Origin of the sequence: Rhizobium sp. 007 (genome assembly GCF_015353075.1) — a bacterium.
GTDB lineage: Bacteria > Pseudomonadota > Alphaproteobacteria > Rhizobiales > Rhizobiaceae > Rhizobium.
In genome coordinates this window covers 948,642-967,644 of record NZ_CP064188.1, presented here as the reverse complement: position 1 = coordinate 967,644, position 19,003 = coordinate 948,642, and the positions used below count along the sequence as shown (strand labels likewise).

General features: G+C 60.6%; 14 protein-coding genes. 12 read left to right on the top strand and 2 right to left on the bottom strand.

All coding sequences use genetic code 11. The features are described 5' to 3' along the window. Window positions 1–47 precede the first annotated feature (47 nt). The gene (locus ISN39_RS25730) at window positions 48–1,322 is read left to right on the top strand and encodes a CmpA/NrtA family ABC transporter substrate-binding protein (RefSeq protein ID WP_194730992.1); all 1,275 of its coding nucleotides are present in this window, start codon (window positions 48–50) and stop codon (window positions 1,320–1,322) included. Here ISN39_RS25730 and ISN39_RS25725 read toward each other — a convergent pair. Beyond that, complete coding sequence (locus tag ISN39_RS25725; protein ID WP_194730991.1) at window positions 1,279–1,683, bottom strand: hypothetical protein; 405 nt, start codon at window positions 1,681–1,683, stop codon at window positions 1,279–1,281. The genes ISN39_RS25730 and ISN39_RS25725 overlap by 44 nt on opposite strands. Here ISN39_RS25725 and ISN39_RS25720 point away from each other — a divergent pair. The 10 genes from ISN39_RS25720 to cysG all read left to right on the top strand — a co-directional run bounded on the left by ISN39_RS25720 (window position 1,682) and on the right by cysG (window position 15,256). Further along, entirely contained in the window at window positions 1,682–2,980 is a 1,299-nt protein-coding gene (locus ISN39_RS25720) for a CmpA/NrtA family ABC transporter substrate-binding protein (RefSeq protein ID WP_074073095.1), read from the top strand. The two genes, ISN39_RS25725 and ISN39_RS25720, sit on opposite strands and share 2 nt — an antisense overlap. 59 nt (window positions 2,981–3,039) lie before the next feature. Beyond that, window positions 3,040–3,930 (top strand): nitrate ABC transporter permease, encoded by an 891-nt coding sequence (ntrB, locus tag ISN39_RS25715; protein WP_074072121.1) that lies wholly within the window; start codon window positions 3,040–3,042, stop codon window positions 3,928–3,930. Window positions 3,931–3,941: 11 nt separating this feature from the next. Then, window positions 3,942–4,739 carry an ABC transporter ATP-binding protein gene (locus ISN39_RS25710; protein ID WP_074072122.1) on the top strand — a complete coding sequence of 266 codons (798 nt, stop codon included), beginning with the start codon at window positions 3,942–3,944 and terminating at the stop codon, window positions 4,737–4,739. A 208-nt stretch (window positions 4,740–4,947) separates the two neighbouring features. Continuing rightward, the gene (locus ISN39_RS25705) at window positions 4,948–5,550 is read left to right on the top strand and encodes an ANTAR domain-containing response regulator (protein ID WP_022716198.1); all 603 of its coding nucleotides are present in this window, start codon (window positions 4,948–4,950) and stop codon (window positions 5,548–5,550) included. Further along, complete coding sequence (locus tag ISN39_RS25700; protein WP_194730990.1) at window positions 5,547–6,761, top strand: CmpA/NrtA family ABC transporter substrate-binding protein; 1,215 nt, start codon at window positions 5,547–5,549, stop codon at window positions 6,759–6,761. The genes ISN39_RS25705 and ISN39_RS25700 overlap by 4 nt, the downstream gene beginning before the upstream one ends. A 316-nt stretch (window positions 6,762–7,077) precedes the next feature. After that, window positions 7,078–8,349, top strand: a complete 1,272-nt coding sequence (locus ISN39_RS25695) for a nitrate/nitrite transporter (RefSeq protein ID WP_194730989.1) — start codon at window positions 7,078–7,080, stop codon at window positions 8,347–8,349. Window positions 8,350–8,366: 17 nt separating this feature from the next. Then, entirely contained in the window at window positions 8,367–10,817 is a 2,451-nt protein-coding gene (gene nirB / locus ISN39_RS25690) for a nitrite reductase large subunit NirB (RefSeq protein WP_194730988.1), read from the top strand. 10 nt (window positions 10,818–10,827) lie between these two features. Continuing rightward, window positions 10,828–11,157: a nitrite reductase small subunit NirD gene (nirD, locus tag ISN39_RS25685; protein ID WP_074072126.1), complete on the top strand. Its 330-nt coding sequence runs from the start codon at window positions 10,828–10,830 to the stop codon at window positions 11,155–11,157. Further along, the gene (locus tag ISN39_RS25680) at window positions 11,158–13,815 is read left to right on the top strand and encodes a nitrate reductase (protein WP_194730987.1); all 2,658 of its coding nucleotides are present in this window, start codon (window positions 11,158–11,160) and stop codon (window positions 13,813–13,815) included. Then, the gene (cysG, locus tag ISN39_RS25675; protein WP_194730986.1) at window positions 13,787–15,256 is read left to right on the top strand and encodes a siroheme synthase CysG; all 1,470 of its coding nucleotides are present in this window, start codon (window positions 13,787–13,789) and stop codon (window positions 15,254–15,256) included. The genes ISN39_RS25680 and cysG overlap by 29 nt, the downstream gene beginning before the upstream one ends. A 217-nt stretch (window positions 15,257–15,473) precedes the next feature. Here cysG and ISN39_RS25670 read toward each other — a convergent pair whose 3' ends face one another. Further along, on the bottom strand, window positions 15,474–16,517 hold the full coding sequence (locus ISN39_RS25670) for a LacI family DNA-binding transcriptional regulator (protein WP_194730985.1): 1,044 nt from the start codon (window positions 16,515–16,517) through the stop codon (window positions 15,474–15,476). Between the two features lie 140 nt (window positions 16,518–16,657). Here ISN39_RS25670 and ISN39_RS25665 point away from each other — a divergent pair, with 140 nt between their 5' ends. Then, entirely contained in the window at window positions 16,658–18,979 is a 2,322-nt protein-coding gene (locus ISN39_RS25665) for an alpha-L-rhamnosidase (RefSeq protein ID WP_194730984.1), read from the top strand. The last annotated feature ends 24 nt before the right edge of the window (window positions 18,980–19,003 follow it).

Here is a 19,003-nt window from a genome sequence, read left to right as displayed (position 1 = left end):
CGCCGCCACGGCCAATCGATTGTCCGGAGGACTGCGGAGTGAATGCGGTGACGAGAATTGACACACAGCAAGGGCGTGTCTCAGCGCCTTCAAGGCTCAGCAGCGAAGGCCCGCGTGTTCTTCGCGCCGGCTTCATTCCCTTGGTCGACGCCTCGGTGCTGATTGCGGCCGCAGAATTCGGATTTGCCGAGAAGGAGGGCCTGACCCTCGATCTCGTCAGAGACGTTTCATGGGCGAATGTTCGCGACCGCCTGGCCTTTCGCCAATTCGATATAGCCCATATGCTCTCACCGATGCCTGTTGCGGCAGCGCTTGGACTGGGCTCGAACCCCTCGCCGACCATCACACCCTTTTCGCTCGGGCGCGGCGGCAACGCGATCACCCTTTCGACGCGCCTCTTCGAACGGATGCGCAAAACCGCAGGTCTTTCCGAGAAAGCCGGCGCCCTCGAAAGCGCGCGCGCCTTTGCATTGGTGCTGAACCAGATGCGGCTAACCGGCGAGCCGGTGCCGACACTCGGGATGACCTATCCCTTTTCCTCGCACAATTACGAATTCCGCTACTGGCTGGCCGCAGGCGGCATTGATCCCGACAAGGACGTGAAGCTCGTCGTCGTCCCCCCGCCGCTCACCTCCGACGCTCTGGCCGCCGGCGCGATCGACGGCTTCTGTGTCGGCGCGCCGTGGAACATGGTGGCGTCTGAGCGCGGCGTCGGGCGGATCGTTGCGACAAAACAGGACATCTGGCCGTCAGCCCCGGAAAAGGTCGTCGGCATGCGGCCGGATTGGGCACAGAGCCATCCGGAAACGGTCTCCCGGCTGATCGTGGCGCTCGATGCGGCAGCGCGCTGGTGCGACCATGCCGGCAACCACGATGCCTTGGCCGCGGTACTCGCCGATCAGCGCTACATTGCGGCACCCGTCGACATTATCCGATATGTGCTTGCCGGCGAGTTCAGCCTGGACGCCAAGGGCAACCGCCGCGTCATCGACAATTACTTCATGTTCCATGGCGGCTTTGCAAACTACCCGCGGCCGAGCCAGGCATTGTGGATCTATAGCCAGATGGTCCGCTGGGGACAGGCGTCAATCAGCCTGAATAGCGCGCGCGCGGCAGCTTCCGCCTATCGCCCCGACCTTTACAGGACGGCACTCGGCGAGGCGTGCACGCCTCAGGACGCCGATATCCGCATCGAAGGCGACAGCGACTACGACCGCTTCATGGACGGCCGCATTTTCGATCCGGCGCGGCTCGTGGAGTATGTCCGCGGATTTACGGTTAGGAGCACCCTGCCCTTTGCACCGGACGTGGCCGAAATCTAATTTCTCCTGCTTTGCACAAAAGGCTGGCAGCCATCTGCGCATGAGAAACATCATTTGCATAATATATAAGCATTTTCATCATAAGCTCAAAAATTATGCATATGAGCTTAAAGCGCGGATCTTGATTTAGTTTCAATGATCTATAGTTCACATCAAAAACTGGCACACGGCTTGCAAGGGTGATCTTGCCCGGATCAATGGCGATCTTGGCGAGAAAGCGCGCGATCAGCGCTTGCAAAAGACATCGACGTCGCACGGGCTTTGCTGTCCGGGAACTCTCCCTTCCCGCAGACGCAATCTCCGGGCGGCGTTTTTTTATTCCGAAAATTCCTGCGACGACCAACAAGGGGAACCAGCGCATGAACAAGATCCTTACGACCGGCATGAGCCGCCGAAGCCTCCTGAAAACGACCGCCGCGGCTGCCTTGATCGGCGCAGTCCGCACAGCTTTTCCGTCCGGCGCCTTTGCAGCAGCCGCAGCACCTGAAGTCACGGGCGCCAAACTCGGCTTCATCGCGCTGACCGACGCTGCCGCGTTGATCGTCGCCAAGGAGAAGGGGCTTTTCGAAAAACATGGCCTTCCCGATGTCGAGGTCGCCAAGCAGGCTTCCTGGGGGGCAACACGCGACAATCTGGTTCTCGGCGGGGCTTCGAACGGTATCGACGGCGCCCATATCCTTTCGCCGCTGCCCTATCTGATGCATACGGGCAAGGTGACCCAGAACAATCAGCCGGTACCGATGGCCCTGCTCGCCCGCCTGAATTACGACAGCCAGGGCATTTCCGTCGCCAAGGAATATGCCGATACCGGCGTCCAGCTCGACGCATCCAAGCTGAAGGCGGCCTTCGAAAAAAAGAAGGCCGAAGGCAAGGAAGTGAAGGCCGCAATGACCTTCCCGGGGGGCACCCATGACCTTTGGATCCGCTACTGGCTTGCCGCCGGCGGCATCGATCCGGACAAGGACGTCTCGACCATCGTCGTGCCGCCGCCGCAGATGGTGGCAAACATGAAGGTCGGCAACATGGACGTCTTCTGTGTCGGCGAGCCGTGGAACGAGCAGCTCGTCAATCAGGGCGTCGGCTTTACCGCAGCAACGACCGGCGAACTCTGGAAGGGACATCCGGAAAAGGCGCTCGGCATGCGCGCCGACTGGGTCGAGAAGAACCCGAATGCCACAAGAGCCCTGCTGATGGCCGTGATGGAAGCCCAACAATGGTGCGACAGCATGGACAACAAGGAGGAGATGGCGACAATCCTCGGCAAGCGCCAATGGTTCAACGTGCCGCCGAAGGACATCCTCGGCCGCCTCAAGGGTGACATCAACTACGGCAACGGCCGTGTCGCCCATGGCACCGATCTTTACATGAAATTCTGGGCAGGCGGCGCCTCCTACCCCTTCAAGAGCCACGACACCTGGTTCATGGCCGAGAACGTCCGCTGGGGCAAGTTCGCACCTGACACCGACATCAAGGCTCTCGTCGACCAGGTCAACCGGGAGGATCTCTGGCGCGATGCGGCCAAGGCGCTGGGTGTCGCCGCCGCCGACATTCCGTCTTCTCCGTCCCGGGGCAAGGAAACCTTCTTCGACGGCAAGGTCTTCGATCCGGAAAATCCGTCCGCCTATCTCGATAGCCTTGCCATCAAGGCCGCATCCTGATCCCCACCTCCGGCGCGTCACAGGCGCGCCGGCCTTTTGTTCACGACGAGGAGCGCCTCATGTCCGCCCTGGCAAAGAAAGAACCCATACCGGCAAAGACTGCGCCGAAGGCCGCAAATGTCGTCCGCCTTGCAAGACAACCGGCGCCCCGGATCAATGTCCGCGGCGTTGCGATGGTGGCGGCGCGCAGCATCGTGCCGCCGCTTGTCGTGCTTACGATCATTCTGACCATCTGGCAGGTGCTCTGTTCGTCGCCCGACGCCTCACTGCCCTCTCCGCACCGGGTCTGGCAGGAAAGCTTTGATCTGATCGCTTATCCGTTCTTCAACTACGGCTCCCAGGACATCGGGCTTGGCTGGCGCGTCATCATCTCGCTGCAGCGCGTCGCCTACGGCTTCGGCCTTGCCGCAATCTCGGGTGTCGTCATCGGCGCCGTCATTGGCCAATCGGTCTGGGCCATGCGCGGGCTCGACCCGATCTTTCAGGTATTGCGCACCGTCCCGCCACTTGCCTGGCTGCCGCTGTCGCTCGCTGCCTTCCAGGATTCCAATCCTTCAGCAATCTTCGTGATCTTCATCACCTCCATCTGGCCGGTGATCATCAACACGGCCGTTGGCGTGCGCAATATCCCCCAGGACTATCGCAACGTGGCACAGGTGCTGCGGCTCAACCATTTCGAATTCTTCTTCAAGATCATGCTACCATCGGCTGCGCCCTACATCTTTACCGGCCTTCGTATCGGCGTCGGTCTGTCGTGGCTCGCCATCGTCGCAGCCGAGATGCTGACCGGCGGCGTCGGTATCGGCTTCTTCATCTGGGATGCGTGGAACTCGTCGCGCCTGCCAGACATCATCGTCGCCCTGGCCTATATCGGCGTCGTCGGTTTCGCGCTCGACAAGCTGGTGGCCGCCGCAGGCCGACTGATCACCCGCGGCGCTTCGGCCAACTGAGAGGAACGATCATGACTGCCTATCTCAAGCTCGACCATATCGACAAGCATTTTGACCGGGCCGGAACGCGCGCCGAAGTGCTGAAGGGCATCAACCTGACGATTGCCAAGGGTGAGTTCGTATCGATCATCGGCCACTCCGGCTGCGGTAAATCCACGCTTTTGAACCTGATCGCCGGCTTAACGCCAGTTTCGGCCGGTGCAGTGCTTCTCGAAAACCGGGAAGTCAATGCGCCCGGTCCCGAACGCGCCGTCGTGTTCCAAAACCACAGCCTGCTTCCCTGGCTCACCGTCTATGAAAACGTCAACCTGGCCGTTTCCAAGGTCTTCAGCAGCTCAAAGAGCAGGGCGGAGCGTCACGAATGGGTCATGGCCAATCTTGATCTCGTCCAGATGGCCCACGCCAAGGACAAGCGGCCTTCTGAGATTTCCGGCGGCATGAAGCAGCGTGTCGGCATCGCCCGTGCGTTGTCGATGGAGCCGAAGATCCTCCTGCTCGACGAACCCTTCGGTGCGCTCGACGCGCTAACGCGTGCCCATCTGCAGGATGCGGTGATGGACATCCACGCACGTCTCGGCAACACGATGGTGATGATCACCCACGATGTCGACGAGGCCGTGCTGCTCTCTGACCGCATCGTGATGATGACCAACGGGCCAGCGGCCAAGATCGGTGAAATCCTCGATGTGCCGATCGAGAAGCCCCGCAACCGCATCGAACTCGCTTCGGACCGCACTTATCTCAAGTGCCGCGAGGCCGTTTTGAAGTTTCTTTACGAACGTCACCGCTTCGTTGAAGCCGCGGAGTAACTTACAACGATTACCGCTGTGCAGTGCCGTGTTCGACCACTCGGCTAGGGACGGACCCCGTTCGTGCGGGCAGAGCATGAGATCAGGCAGCCAAGATACTGCTTGATTTTGTGGCTGTATTCGCGCATCTGCGGCGTCGTGTCCGTTGGCTCCTGCACCATCGGCGCGCCTGTAGCGAATGAATGCCAGTAACCCGTGGCGCGGCCTCATGAAAGCTAACAGTCTGAATGTTCTGGTCATTGATGAGAACCGCATTCGTGCGTCCATCATCGAGGACGGTTTGCGCGAGGCCGGTTATGACAGGGTCACGATCATCGATGACATGAATGGTCTTGCCAGGCGCATCACCGAGATCAATCCCGATGTGATCGTCATCGATCTCGAAAACCCCAACCGCGACATGTTGGAGAGCATCTTCCAGATATCGCGTGCGGTGAAGAGGCCCATCGCCATGTTCGTGGACAAGTCCGATGAAGCCTCGATCGAAGCTGCGGTCGAGGCAGGGGTTTCCGCATACATCGTTGATGGCCTGAAGCAGGAACGGGTCCGACCCATCCTCAAGATGGCGATCAGTCGTTTCAATGCGTTTGCGCGATTGAGTCGAGAGCTGGAAGAAACTCGCGGCGAGTTGGAAAAACGCAAACTGATCGATCGCGCCAAGGGGTTGCTGATGCGCACCCGCGGGCTGTCGGAAGAGGAAGCTTACGCGCTATTGCGGCGCACGGCTATGAACCAGAACAGGAAAGTCGTCGAGATCGCTCAAAGCCTCGTCACCGCGGCAAACCTGCTTGATCCTGGAGCGGACGTATGAGGAACAGGCATGACATCACCGCGGGCTTCGTTCCGCTTCTCGACAGCGCGCTGCTCGTCGTCGCCAAAGAGAAGGGCTTTGCTGAAGCGCAGGAAGTGGCCCTCACGCTCGTGCGGGAGCGATCCTGGGCAACGATCAGGGACAGGCTGGCGGTCGGCCATTTCGAAGTCGCTCATATTCTTGCCCCCATGCCGATCGCCTGCAATCTCGGTCTCATGGCCCCCGCGCCGCGCATGATCGTACCCATGGCGCTTGGGCTTGGCGGAAATGCCGTCACCGTTTCGGGCGCCTTGTGGCGGGAAATGGCCGACGATGGCGCAGCCGATGCACTTGATGCGCGCTCAAGCGGTGCGGCACTGAAAAAAGTGATTTCGCAGCGGGCAGGCGACAGGCTTCGTTTCGGTATCGTACACCCCTACTCCGGACATAACTACGAATTGCGCTACTGGCTTTCTGGAAGCGGTATCGACCCAGACCACGAGATCGAGATCGTGACCCTTCCGCCGCAGGATATGGGTGACGCGCTGAGGTCCGGTCTGATCGACGGCTATTGTGCTGGAGAACCGTGGAATACCTTCGGCGTCCTCAAACGCGGCGCGCACCTTGCAACCGTCAAGGCGGCGATCTGGAAATCCAGTCCCGAAAAGGTGCTGGGCGTGAACAGTCGCTGGGGCGATAGCCATCCTGACGCACTCGTGGCCCTCCTGCGAGCGCTTTACAATGCCTCAGTCTGGTGCGCCGACCCCGCCAATCATGAAGAGCTTGCCCTATTGCTTTCGGGTCCGGCCTATATCAACAGCCCGGCAGAGTGGCTGCGTCCATCCGTCACCGGCGTGCTTAAAGTTGGCCGCAACGCAACGCAGACGGTCAGCGACTTCTTCGTCCCGCACGCCAAGGCGGCGACGTTTCCATGGAAGAGCCACGCCCTTTGGTTCTACACGCAGATGGTCCGCTGGGGCCACGTCGATCACACCGCGGCCCACCAGAACGTGGCCGGCAACACCTACCGGCCGGATATCTACCGCAATGCTCTAAAGGCGCTCGGCGTTGCAATGCCGGCTGCAAGTTCGAAGGTTGAGGGCGCCTTGCGCATGGAAACGCCAGTTGGCTCCAGCGGCACGATGACGCTTGGTCCGGATGGCTTTTTCGACGGCAATCTCTTTGATCCCGATTGCGTCGATGCGTATATTGCTGCTCAAAAGCAGGCATAGCATGACGCCTATTTTCTATGCATTGCATAATTTTTGGCCGAAGGAACCGGCGGTCTCGCCCTAGTCATCCTGACCAAAAAGGCTGACTTGCGGAGAGAAAAGACGAAATTCGCCTAGATTTCGAATTGGCACGCCTCTTGCATTGATAATCACGAGGCCGAAAGGTCGCATGTTTCGGCGTCCAAAGACGGGCGCCTCAGGCAAAGCCGCTGATCAGGATATCCCGCGCATTCGTGTGTGCGCGACCTGGCCAGCGGCTTTTTGTTTTAACTCTCAACGATGGATTGGCACGACATTGTCGGGCCCTGGAGAAGCCATGCCTTTTTCTGAGAAACCCCAGTCTATGTCTGCTGGCGAGCCAGCCAGAGCATTGTGGATTTCGACGGTCGCCTTCACCGTTTGCTTCGCCGTCTGGACGATCTTTGCGATTATAGGCGTTCGTATCAAACAGGAACTCGGCCTCAACGAGGCAGAATTCGGATTGCTGGTGGGCACCCCTGTGTTGACCGGCTCGCTCGTCCGGATCGTGCTTGGCATATGGACGAGCCGCTACGGCGGTCGTCTGGTCTACACGCTCACCATGGTGGCAGCGGCCATAGCGACTTTCCTGCTCTCCTACGCAACAAGCTACACAGAAATGCTGATCGCAGGACTCGGGATCGGCCTCGCCGGTGGTTCCTTCGCAGTTGGTGTCGCATATGTCTCGCCGTTCTTTCCGCCAGAAAAGCAGGGAACCGCGCTCGGGATTTTCGGCGCCGGCAATGTCGGAGCCGCGGTTACCAAGTTCGCGGCGCCCTTCGTGCTCATCGCCTGGGGATGGCAGGCGGTTGCTGAAATCTGGGCTCTCGTTCTTGTGGCGATGGCAATCGTCTTCTGGTTTTCGACCACCGACGACCCGGCCTTTCGCGACCGCCGCTGTCGCGGCGTCGCCTCCAAGAGCTTCCTCGAAGAATTCGCTCCTCTCAAGAACATCCAGGTCTGGCGTTTCTCGCTTTATTATTTTTTCGCCTTCGGCGGCTTTGTCGCCCTGTCTTTGTGGTTGCCGCGCTATCTGGTCGGTGTCTACGGATTCAATCTGGAAATCGCCGGCATGATTGCCGCGGCCTATTCCGTGCCAGGCAGCATCTTTAGAGCATTCGGCGGCGTCCTATCCGACAAGAAGGGCGCAAGAAGCGTGATGTACGCGATGCTGGCCGTTTCCGCCGCCGCCACCCTCATCCTGTCTCTACCGGCTGCATCTCCATCGGGAACCGGGCCTGCGCTTGGTATCACGCCAGCAATCTTCATCATCGTCATCTTCGTGCTCGGGTTCTTCATGAGCCTCGGCAAAGCAGCCGTCTACAAGCACATTCCGGCCTACTATCCAGAAAGCGTCGGCGCAGTCGGCGGCGTCGTCGGGATGATGGGCGGCCTTGGCGGTTTCATCCTTCCGATCGCTTTCGGCCTGCTCAAGGACATCACCGGCCTTTGGTCCAGCTGCTTCCTGCTGCTCTTTGCGATCGTCGTGACGTCGCTCATCTGGATGCACCTGTCCGTAAAGCACCTGTCACGCCAGGGGCACGCCGTGCCTGCAGTGGCGGCAACCTAATCTAAGGACTTGTAACTATGACAGAAAAACTCGTTATCATCGGCAACGGCATGGCGCCCGGGCGCATGCTCGAGCACCTCTTCGAAACGGCCCCAGGCCAATACGAGGTCACAATCTTCAACGCCGAGCCGCGCGTCAATTATGACCGCATCATGCTCTCTCCTGTTCTTTCCGGAGAAAAGGACTATGAGCAGATCATCATTCACGGCGACGGCTGGTACATCAAGCACGGCATCACGCTCTACAAGGGCCACAAGATCGTTGCGATCGATCGGCACGCGAAGACCGTGACCTCCGACCACGGCGTCACCGAAAGCTACGACAAGCTGGTGATCGCCACCGGCTCCGTGCCCTTCATCATTCCGGTTCCCGGCAAGGATCTACCTGGCGTCATCACCTACCGCGACCTCGACGACGTGCAGGCAATGCTGCTTGCTGCCCAGTCACGCGAAAAGGCGATCGTCATCGGCGGCGGCCTGCTCGGTCTTGAGGCGGCAGCCGGCCTTGCCCAGCGTGGCATGGACGTGACCGTGCTGCATGTCATGCCGACGCTGATGGAGCGTCAGCTCGATCCTGCGGCCGGCTATCTGCTGCAAAGGGCAGTCGAGGAGCGCGGCATCAAGGTCATCACCAAGGCCAATACCAAGGCAATCATCGGTGATGGCAGGGTCGAGGGCATCGAGCTCGACGACGGACGGATCATTCCGGCCACGCTCGTCGTCATGGCCGTCGGCATCCGTCCGAATGTCGGCCTGGCGAAAGAGGCTGGCATCGCGGTCAATCGCGGCATCGTCGTCGATAACGGCATGCAGACCTCGGACGGCAGCATCATGGCGCTCGGCGAATGCGCAGAAGTCGGTGGACAGGTCTACGGTCTCGTCGCTCCGCTCTACGAAATGGCCCGCGTTGCCGCCGCCCACCTCTGCGGCGACACCTCGGCGACCTTCGTTCACTCCGACACCCCGACCAAGCTCAAGGTCACCGGCATCGAGCTCTACTCGCTTGGCGATTTCGCCGACGGCGACGACCGCGAGGAGATCGTCCTTCGCGACGCTTCGGCTGGTGTCTACAAGCGCCTGGTGCTGAAGGATAACAAGATCATCGGAACTGTGCTCTACGGCGAAACCGCAGACGGCGCCTGGTTCAACGATCTCAAGAAGAAGCAGACCGATATTTCCGAGATGCGCGAGACGCTGATCTTCGGACAGGCCTACCAGGGAGGGTCCCCACTGGACCCTATGGCGGCCGTTGCAGCCTTGCCGGATGACGCGGAAATCTGTGGCTGCAACGGCGTATGCAAGGGCAAAATCACCTCGACGATCACGGCCAAGGGGCTGACCTCGCTGGACGACGTGCGCGCCCACACAAAGGCGTCGGCGTCCTGCGGCTCCTGTACCGGCCTCGTTGAGCAATTGATGGCGCTGACGCTCGGCGATAGCTATAACCCTGCCGCCGTACAGCCGATGTGCACCTGCACGGAACTTGGCCATGACGACGTCCGACGCCTGATCAAGGCCAAGGGGCTGAAGACCATTCCTGCCGTCATGCAGGAGCTGGAGTGGAAGACATCCTGCGGTTGCGCCAAGTGCCGTCCAGCGCTCAACTACTACCTCGTCTGCGACTGGCCGGACGAATATGCCGACGATTATCAGTCGCGCTTCATCAACGAGCGCGTCCACGCCAACATCCAGAAGGACGGCACTTATTCGGTGGTGCCGCGCATGTGGGGCGGTGTTACCAGCTCCAAGGAGCTGCGGGCCATCGCCGACGTGGTCGACAAGTTCGAAATCCCGATGGTGAAGGTCACCGGCGGCCAGCGCATCGACCTGCTCGGCGTCGAGAAAGAGGACCTTCCGGCCGTCTGGGCCGATCTCGGCAAGGCAGGCTTCGTCTCCGGTCAGGCCTATGCCAAGGGCCTGCGCACGGTAAAGACCTGTGTCGGCTCCGACTGGTGCCGCTTCGGCACGCAGGATTCAACCGGGCTCGGCATCCGCATTGAAAAGTTCATGTGGGGCTCCTGGACGCCGGCAAAGCTAAAGATGGCTGTCTCCGGATGTCCGCGCAACTGCGCGGAGGCGACCTGCAAGGATGTCGGCGTCATCTGCGTGGATTCCGGCTACGAAATTCACTTCGCCGGTGCGGCCGGTCTCGACATCAAGGGCACCGAGATCCTCGGTCTCGTCAAGACCGATGACGAAGCGTTGGAGCATATCGTTGCGCTGACGCAGATGTACCGGGAGCAGGCACGTTATCTCGAGCGCATTTACAAGTGGGCCAAGCGCATCGGCCTCGATGAGATTCGTCGCCAAATCATGGGCGATGCCGAAAAGCGCAAGGCCTATTTCGACCGCTTCGTGTTCAGCCAGAAATTCGCCCAGGTCGATCCCTGGTCGGAGCGTGTTTCCGGCAAGGATAAGCATGAATTCAAGCCGATGGCGACGATCGGCTATCCGCAGGCTGCAGAGTAAGGAGATCAACATGAACTGGATTGCGATCGGTGATATCTCCGACATCCCGCTGCGCGGAGCGCGCTGCGTGAAGACGCCGCAGGGCAAGATCGCCGTCTTCCGGACGGCTGAAAACGAAGTCTTCGCCATAGAAGATCACTGCCCCCACAAGGGCGGCCCTCTCAGCCAGGGTATCGTGCATGCCAAGGCGGTCACCTGCCCGCTGCACAACTGGGTCATCTCGCTCGAAACCGGCAAGGCGCTTGGCGCCGATGAGGGCGCGGTGCGGACCATTCCGGTCCGCAACCAGGACGGCGCGCTCTTCATTGCCCTCGAAAGCTTGATGATGGCGGCGGAATAGATGGCAGAAGAGATCAAGACAACCTGTCCCTACTGCGGCGTCGGCTGCGGGGTGATCGCCAAGATCGCAGATGACGGCAATGTGTCCGTCATGGGCGACCCGGACCATCCGGCCAATTTCGGGCGGCTGTGCTCGAAGGGCTCGGCGCTCGCCGAAACGATCGATCTCGACGGACGCGTATTGCATCCGGAGATCGCGGGACGGCGGGCCGGATGGAATGAGGCTCTTGATCTCGTGGCGCAGCGCTTTTCGGATGCCATTGCCGAGCACGGGCCTGACTCCGTCGCCTTTTATGTCTCCGGCCAGCTGCTGACCGAGGACTATTACGTCGCCAACAAGCTGATGAAGGGTTTCATCGGCTCGGCCAACATCGACACCAACTCGCGCCTGTGCATGTCATCTTCCGTCGCCGGCCACCGCCGCGCCTTCGGCGCCGATACCGTGCCCGGGACCTATGAGGATCTGGAACTGGCCGATCTGGTCATCCTTACCGGGTCCAACCTCGCCTGGTGCCATCCGGTCATCTATCAGCGGCTGGCGGCCGCCAAGGCGGCGCGTCCCGGCATGAAGGTCGTCGTCATCGATCCGCGCCGGACGATGACTGCCGACATCGCAGATCTGCACCTAGCGATCCGGCCAGACAGCGATGTCGCTCTTTTCCTCGGCCTCTTCGAGCACCTGATCGCAACCAATGCCATCGACCAGAATTATGTAGCCGAACACACGAACGGCTTTGCCGAGGCTTTTGCATCCGCCTCTGGTGTCTCCTTCAACGAGGTCCTGGAACTGACCGGCTTGCCGGCAATGCAGCTTCGCGAATTCTATCGCCTCTTCGCGGCGACCGAGAAGGCCGTCACCTGCTACAGCCAGGGCGTCAACCAATCCTCGTCAGGGACCGATAAGGTCAACGCCATCATCAACTGTCACCTCGCCACTGGACGCATCGGCAAGCCGGGCATGGGTCCCTTCTCGCTGACGGGCCAGCCGAACGCGATGGGCGGCCGTGAGGTTGGCGGCTTGGCAAACATGCTTGCCGCCCACATGGCGATTGAGAGCGCACAAGACCGCGATCGCGTGCAACGCTTCTGGCAGTCGCCGGCGATTGCCGAAAAGCCGGGTCTGAAGGCCGTCGACATGTTCAAGGCAGTCGGCGACGGCCGCATCAAGGCGCTCTGGATCATGGCGACGAACCCGGTGGTCTCGCTGCCGGATGCCGATGCCGTCGAGACGGCGATCAAGGCCTGCCCTTTCGTCGTCGTCTCGGATATCCTCAAGACGACCGACACCGCCCGCCATGCCCACGTATTGCTGCCTTCCCTTGGCTGGGGCGAAAAGAGCGGTACAGTCACCAATTCCGAACGCCGCATTTCGCGCCAGCGTTCCTTCATCGACGCCCCCGGCGATGCGCGCGCGGATTGGTGGCAATTGGCCGAGGTCGCACGCCGCATGGGTTTTGCCGATGCGTTCGCCTTTGCCTCTCCGTCAGACATTTTCGATGAGCATGCCGCGCTTTCGGCCTTCGAAAACAGTGGCAACCGCGATTTCGACATCGGCGCCTATGCCGGCATCGAGAAAGCTGCCTACGACGCGATGACACCCTTTCAGTGGCCGCAGCCCGTCGGCGACGAGAGGACTGTGACCCGCTTCTTTGCGAAGGGCAGCTTTTTTCATCCCGATCGCAAGGCACGCTTCGTGCCGGTCGAACCGCCCGCATCCGACCGCACCAGCGCCGACTACCCCTTCACGCTTAACACGGGACGTATCCGCGACCAGTGGCACACGATGACACGCACTGGCAAAAGTGCGCGCCTTTCCGCCCATATCGCCGAACCCTTTGCCGAACTACACCCCCGAGATGCGATGGAAATCGGTATCGGTAATGCCGGTCTGGTCGAAATTGAAAGCCCGCAGGGAAAGGCCGTCGTGCGCGCGCTGATCACCGAACGCCAGGCCCGCGGCAGCATTTTCGTGCCCATGCACTGGAACGATCAGTTTGCCGCCAAGGCTCGCATCGACGCAGTGGTTGCCCCGCTCACCGATCCGTTCTCCGGCCAGCCTGCCTCCAAGAACGTCGCCGTCGCCGCCCGGCCATTGAAGGCAGCCCGCTACGGCTTTGCAGTCTCGGCGGGCAAACCGCAAAACCTTGGCGCCGCCTATTGGGCCTTGGCGAAAGCAGATGGCGGCTGGCGACTGGAACTCGCCTTCGACCACGCGGTCGAAGACTGGTGCGGCTGGTGCCGCAGCACCTTTGGTATTCCTGCCGAGATCGAGCCGCTCGGCTACGCGGATCAGCAATCCGGCGATCTGCGGCTCGCCTTCTTCGACGGCACGCGCCTGCTTGCTGCGCTGTTCCTCGCCCGCGAACCGGTCGCCGTCGCTCGCAGCTGGGCGATCTCACAGCTTGCCGCCGACCATGGCGACTTGCGCAAGCGCTTTGCTCTTGTCGCCGGCCGGCCGGGCGCTGACAAGCCGGACCCAGGTGCCACAGTCTGTTCCTGCTTCGCCGTCGGCGTCAATCAGATCGTAGCGGCGGTCCGCGGCGGCTGCCGCAGCGTCGAGGCAGTCGGTAAAGAGCTCAACGCCGGCACCAACTGCGGCTCGTGCCGCGCCGAAATCAAGGGGATCATCGATGGATGTCTTGCAGCAGCCGCGGAATGACAATCCCGCCCGCATGGAGCCGCTTGCAAAGCTGCCCGTCTTCTGGGCGCTTGAAGGCAAGCGGTGCGTGGTGGCCGGCGGCTCCGACGCCTGCGCCTGGAAGGCGGAACTTCTTGCTGCCTGCGGCGCTCATGTCGAAATCTACGCCGAAACGCTGAGCGGCACCTTCAAGGCGCTTCTCGCCCGCAATCTCGAGCACGCCGCGGCCAGACTGATCCATCATCCGGGGCACTGGCAGATGGAAGGTCTGACCGGCGCTGCCATTGCAATTGCCGACTGCGACGACGAGCTTGAAGCCAGGCGCTTCTTCGACGCGGCATGCGCGACGGGCGTTCCGGTCAATGTCATCGACAAGCCGGATTTCTGCCAGTTCCAGTTCGGATCTATCGTCAACCGCTCCCCCGTCGTTGTTGCAATCTCGACGGATGGCGCAGCACCCATTCTTGCCCAGACCATCCGCCGCAAGATCGAGACCTTGCTCCCGCGCACGCTGAAATCCTGGGCTGGACTTGCCCAGTCGATACGCGGCAGGGTCAACGGGCTCCTTGAAACCGCTTCCGCGCGGCGACTTTTCTGGGAAAAATTCGCCGACATGGCTTTCGACGGTTCTGCTGTCAACCAGGCCGAGGCGCAGCTTTTGCTTGCTGCTCGGGGCTTGAAATCCACAACAAGTACAACCGGACGCGTCACGCTCGTCGGCGCGGGCCCTGGCGATGCCGAGCTTCTGACGCTGAAGGCGGTTCGAGCGCTGCAGGCCGCCGACGTTATCCTTTTCGATGATCTCGTTTCCACCGAGGTGCTGGAACTCGCGCGCCGCGAGGCCAAGCGCATGCTGGTCGGCAAGCGCGGCGGCCGCAGCAGCTGCCGCCAGGAAGACATCAACGCGATGATGGTAAAACTCGCAAAGGCGGGCAAGCGCGTCGTCCGCCTCAAGGCCGGCGATCCCATGATCTTCGGCCGCGCCGGCGAAGAGATCGCTCATCTTGATCGCGAAAACATTCCGGTCGACGTCATTCCCGGCATCACGGCCGCAAGCGCTATGGCCTCACGCCTCGGCATTTCGCTGACCCATCGCGAGCATGCCCAGTCTGTACGCTTCATCACCGGCCATTCCCGCCATGGCGGATTGCCGATGGATGTCGATTGGACCACCGCTGCCGATCCGCATACGACCACCGTCTTTTATATGGGCGGGAGAACAGCGCCGCTCATTGCCGACCGGCTGATCGCCGAAGGCCTGTCGCCCGAAACGCCAGCCGTCATCATGAGCGACGTGAGCCGCACGACGCAGCGTCAGTGGCACGGGAACCTTGCAGGTCTTGGCGAAGGCATCAGCGAGATCGGCTACGAAAACCCCGTCCTGATCGCAGTCGGTGACGTTTTCGCCGCCCGGCAACACGCCGTGCACGCAGCACCTTTGTCGGCCGCTGCGTCCTTATAGGTGCTTTTCAACTGCTGCGACCGCAAAGATCCATCATTGCGCATAAAGGAGAAACGGCCGAGGGGCAGCGAGATTCTGCGTTGGATTTCCTTCGAAGGAACCTCGGAAAATGGTTTACAAATAAGCGGTTCGGCAGACTTCTTAAACGAATGGTTCAGGCTGCAGCTCGCAACGGCCGCAGCATCGTCATTAACCCATTTGCGGGCAAGCGTCAGGGTTACCCAGAACTCATTAAGCTCTTCCTGTTGACCAACGAGGGCATCAGCAGAAGATGCTCCGGATCGCTACGACCCTCGATCCTTGACAAAAGCGTTCGCGTCGCTGCTTCACCGAGCTCCCTGCCCGACTGGTCGATGCTTGCCAGATTGACCAGGCTGAGTGCTGCGGTCGTCGAATTGTCATAGCCCACGACCGCCAGGTCTTCGGGTACCCGCACGCCCATTTCCGCGGCTGCGCTCAAAAGCGTAATCGCATCAAGATCGCTCCAGCAGAAGACGGCACGAGGCCGATCGCTTCGCGCCAGAAACACCCGCATTGCCTCCTCGCGTTTAGGGGAATGGACAGGAATGTGGCTGATCGGTGCTGAGGAGCTCAGTCCGGCACGCAGCATGGCGCGCCGATATCCGATTTCGCGCTGGCGCACGACGGAAACCTTGTGACCTTCGCGAGCTCCCAGGCTGAGCATTTCGATGTCGCGATAACCACACTTCAGCAATGCCTCTACCGCTATCTCTGCCCCTCGCTGGTCATCGGTGTTGACCGTGTCGAAGGTCTTTGCTTTCGGATCATGATAACCGACAGCCACGATCGGAACTTGTGCCGCAAATTCTGCAATGATTTCCGTAGGAAGGCGCGGAGCGACGAGGATGAGCCCATCCATCTTATAGTCGATCATAGATTCGATAAGAGAGGTCTCCAGTTGCATGCGGCCCTCGCCGACGCCGATCATTGCCTGGTAGTGCGACGGCGCCAGAACGCCGTTCACGCCGTCGATGACTTCGGGCAGGAAGGGATTGCGTATGTCGACAAGGAGCAACCCGATCGTGAACGTACGACCGCGCAGGCCGCGTGCGGTCCTTGACGGTCGATAACCCAGTTCTTCAATCGACCCGGTCACCTTGGCGCGAAGGTTCTCGCTCACACCATATGCATTTCGCATGACCTTCGAAACCGCCGCGACAGATACGCCTGCATGCGCAGCAACCGTCCGTATCGTCACACGATCGCGCTTTGCAGGCTTCGACTTCTCTTTGATTGGCATGAAATCCTCAGATTCGATCTGCAGGCCCTTAAGCCTCACCAAATCACCATGGCAGACCGGTCGCAAAATATCTATTGCGCTTCTGAAAGAAATGTAGAACGTTATACGAAGAACGTTCTACAAAAGATGTGGAGGATCTGATGAATTTTCAGCCGGTGGCGGCCAGCGACAATCTGGTTTCACGAGACTGGACCAGCGATATGATCGCGCCGCTGTCGGATCGCGGTCAGGGAACGGCCGCAAGTTTTGTCGCCAAGACCTTCAACTGCGATGGCGTCGACACGCCTGCTGAACTCTTCATTTCAGCATTCGGCCTTTATCGCTGCTTCATCAATGGCAAACGGGTCGGCAACGACCTTCTGACACCCGGCTGGACCAGCTACGATCATCGCCTGGCCTATCAGCGCTACGACGTCTCAGACCTCATCAAGCCTGGTCAGAATCGCATCGAGATCTGGCTTGCGGACGGATGGTACCGGTCTCCGCTCATGTGGGGTCAAAAGGCCATTCCCAATTGCTGGGGTGACCAAACGGCAGCCATTGCAGAGCTGATCGGGCCGAATGGCGTCATTGTCTCAACCGATACCACGTGGCAGAGCGGGCTACTGCCGATCCGCAAATCCGGCATCTATTTCGGTGAGACCTATGATGCGCGCGAAGAAAGGCTTGCCGACACTCACGGCACGGTGAGGCTGCCATTCGACAAGGCGTTGCTCGTCGCGCACGAAACAGCGCCGGTCCGTGAGTTGCCGCCGATCGCTCCGATTGACAGTTGGACCGACGCGGAAGGGCGAACGATCTACGACTTCGGCCAGAACATCGGCGGCTATGTGCGCTATACGGTCCGCGGGGCAGCAGGCGCCGAAATCCGCGTGGAACATTCGGAAGTCTTGGGGCCTGGCCGTCACTTCGACAACCGCAACTACCGCACCGCAGAAGCCCATACGATCTATACGCTGGGCGGAGACGGCGAACAGACCTACGCGCCACACTTCAGCTTTCAAGGCTTCCGCTATGCCAGAGTGACGGCTACGGGCGAGGCACGTATCTTGACAATCTCGTCGGTTCCGATCTCCTCCGTGCCCAATCCGACTGGCGGCTTCCAGTCGGGCAACGCGCTCGTCAACCGGCTTGTCCAGAACACGATCTGGTCACAGCGCGCCAATTTCATCGAGGTCCCGACCGATTGCCCCCAGCGCGACGAACGCCTCGGCTGGACAGGCGACGCTCAGGTGTTTGCTGCAACGGCCTGCTGGCTGACGGACAGCCAGACCTTCTTCCGGAAATATCTGCGCGATGTTATGGCCGATCAGCGTGAGGATGGTGCCATTTCCCACTTTTCGCCCGACCCGACACGCCTGCATCCGAAGAACTTTCCGGGATTTGCCGGTTCGACCGGCTGGGGCGACGCCATCGTCGTGATCCCCTGGGTTCTTTACACGCATTACGAGGATCGGGCAGTTCTTTGCGAATGCCTGAATGCGATGGTGCGCTGGGTCGACTTCGTCTGGTCGATATCGGACGGCCCGATCGTGCGCCCGCCGTCCCGCTGGGGCGAACGCGGCTTCACATTCGGAGACTGGCTGCAGCCGATCGGCGACAACCGGAAGCCGCGCCCGACAGTTGCCGACGATTGCGCTGCAACACTCTACCACTTCATCTCCACCGACTTGCTGGCGAAGATCGCAGCGATCCTCGGCAACCAGGCTCTGGAGGCGCGCATGAAGGGCCGTGCTGAAGAAATTCGACGTGCGTTTGCGCACGAGTTCATAGCACCATCCGGACGCATTGCACATAACGACCAGACGTCTTACGCGCTGGCGTTCCTATACGACCTGATCCCGGCTGCGCACCATGAGGCTGCCAAGCAGCACTTCAGACAGGTGATCATCGATGCGGACTACAAGATCGGCACGGGCTTCATAGGCACCCCCGCCCTGCTGCCGGCCTTGACGAAGCTCGGAATGGACGACCTTGCCGAAAAGGTGTTCCTGCAGGAGGAGGTCCCAGGCTGGCTCTATCAGGTGTCCAGGGGCGCAACCACGATCTGGGAGCGCTGGGATTCAATGGCGCCGGACGGCACCATCTACGAGCCTGACATGAACAGCTACAACCATTATGCCTATGGCGCCGTGTGCCAATGGCTGTTTGAGAGCGTCGCGGGCATCTCGCCAAGCCGAAGCGCACCTGGTTTTTCCGAGGTCATCGTCGATCCGGCGCCGATTGCCGCGCTCTCGCCCGTCACCGCCTATCATGACGTGCGTCAAGGTCGAATTGAAGCTCAATGGGAGTGCAGCGGCAACAGGGTCACCTATAAAGTGACGCTTCCAGAAGGCTGCGTCGGTCGATTCCGGCCCGGACGACGGCATCAGAACCCGGTGCTTAACGGCGAGCCTGTCACGGGGGAAGCCGTCCTTCGAGCGGGAACACATGAGCTGATCTTTTCTCTTCCCCATCTTTGAGGAGCATACCTGCCACCGTCAAAC

Coding starts and splice junctions, on each gene's coding strand:
- nirD (WP_074072126.1), top strand. CDS start 10,828: ATGAACTGGATTGCGATCGGTGATATCTCCGACATCCCGCTGCGCGGA.
- ISN39_RS25700 (WP_194730990.1), top strand. CDS start 5,547: ATGAGGAACAGGCATGACATCACCGCGGGCTTCGTTCCGCTTCTCGAC.
- ISN39_RS25705 (WP_022716198.1), top strand. CDS start 4,948: ATGAAAGCTAACAGTCTGAATGTTCTGGTCATTGATGAGAACCGCATT.
- ISN39_RS25725 (WP_194730991.1), bottom strand. CDS start 1,683: ATGCGCTGGTTCCCCTTGTTGGTCGTCGCAGGAATTTTCGGAATAAAA.
- nirB (WP_194730988.1), top strand. CDS start 8,367: ATGACAGAAAAACTCGTTATCATCGGCAACGGCATGGCGCCCGGGCGC.
- ISN39_RS25670 (WP_194730985.1), bottom strand. CDS start 16,517: ATGCCAATCAAAGAGAAGTCGAAGCCTGCAAAGCGCGATCGTGTGACG.
- ISN39_RS25680 (WP_194730987.1), top strand. CDS start 11,158: ATGGCAGAAGAGATCAAGACAACCTGTCCCTACTGCGGCGTCGGCTGC.
- ISN39_RS25720 (WP_074073095.1), top strand. CDS start 1,682: ATGAACAAGATCCTTACGACCGGCATGAGCCGCCGAAGCCTCCTGAAA.
- cysG (WP_194730986.1), top strand. CDS start 13,787: ATGGATGTCTTGCAGCAGCCGCGGAATGACAATCCCGCCCGCATGGAG.
- ntrB (WP_074072121.1), top strand. CDS start 3,040: ATGTCCGCCCTGGCAAAGAAAGAACCCATACCGGCAAAGACTGCGCCG.
- ISN39_RS25710 (WP_074072122.1), top strand. CDS start 3,942: ATGACTGCCTATCTCAAGCTCGACCATATCGACAAGCATTTTGACCGG.
- ISN39_RS25665 (WP_194730984.1), top strand. CDS start 16,658: ATGAATTTTCAGCCGGTGGCGGCCAGCGACAATCTGGTTTCACGAGAC.
- ISN39_RS25695 (WP_194730989.1), top strand. CDS start 7,078: ATGCCTTTTTCTGAGAAACCCCAGTCTATGTCTGCTGGCGAGCCAGCC.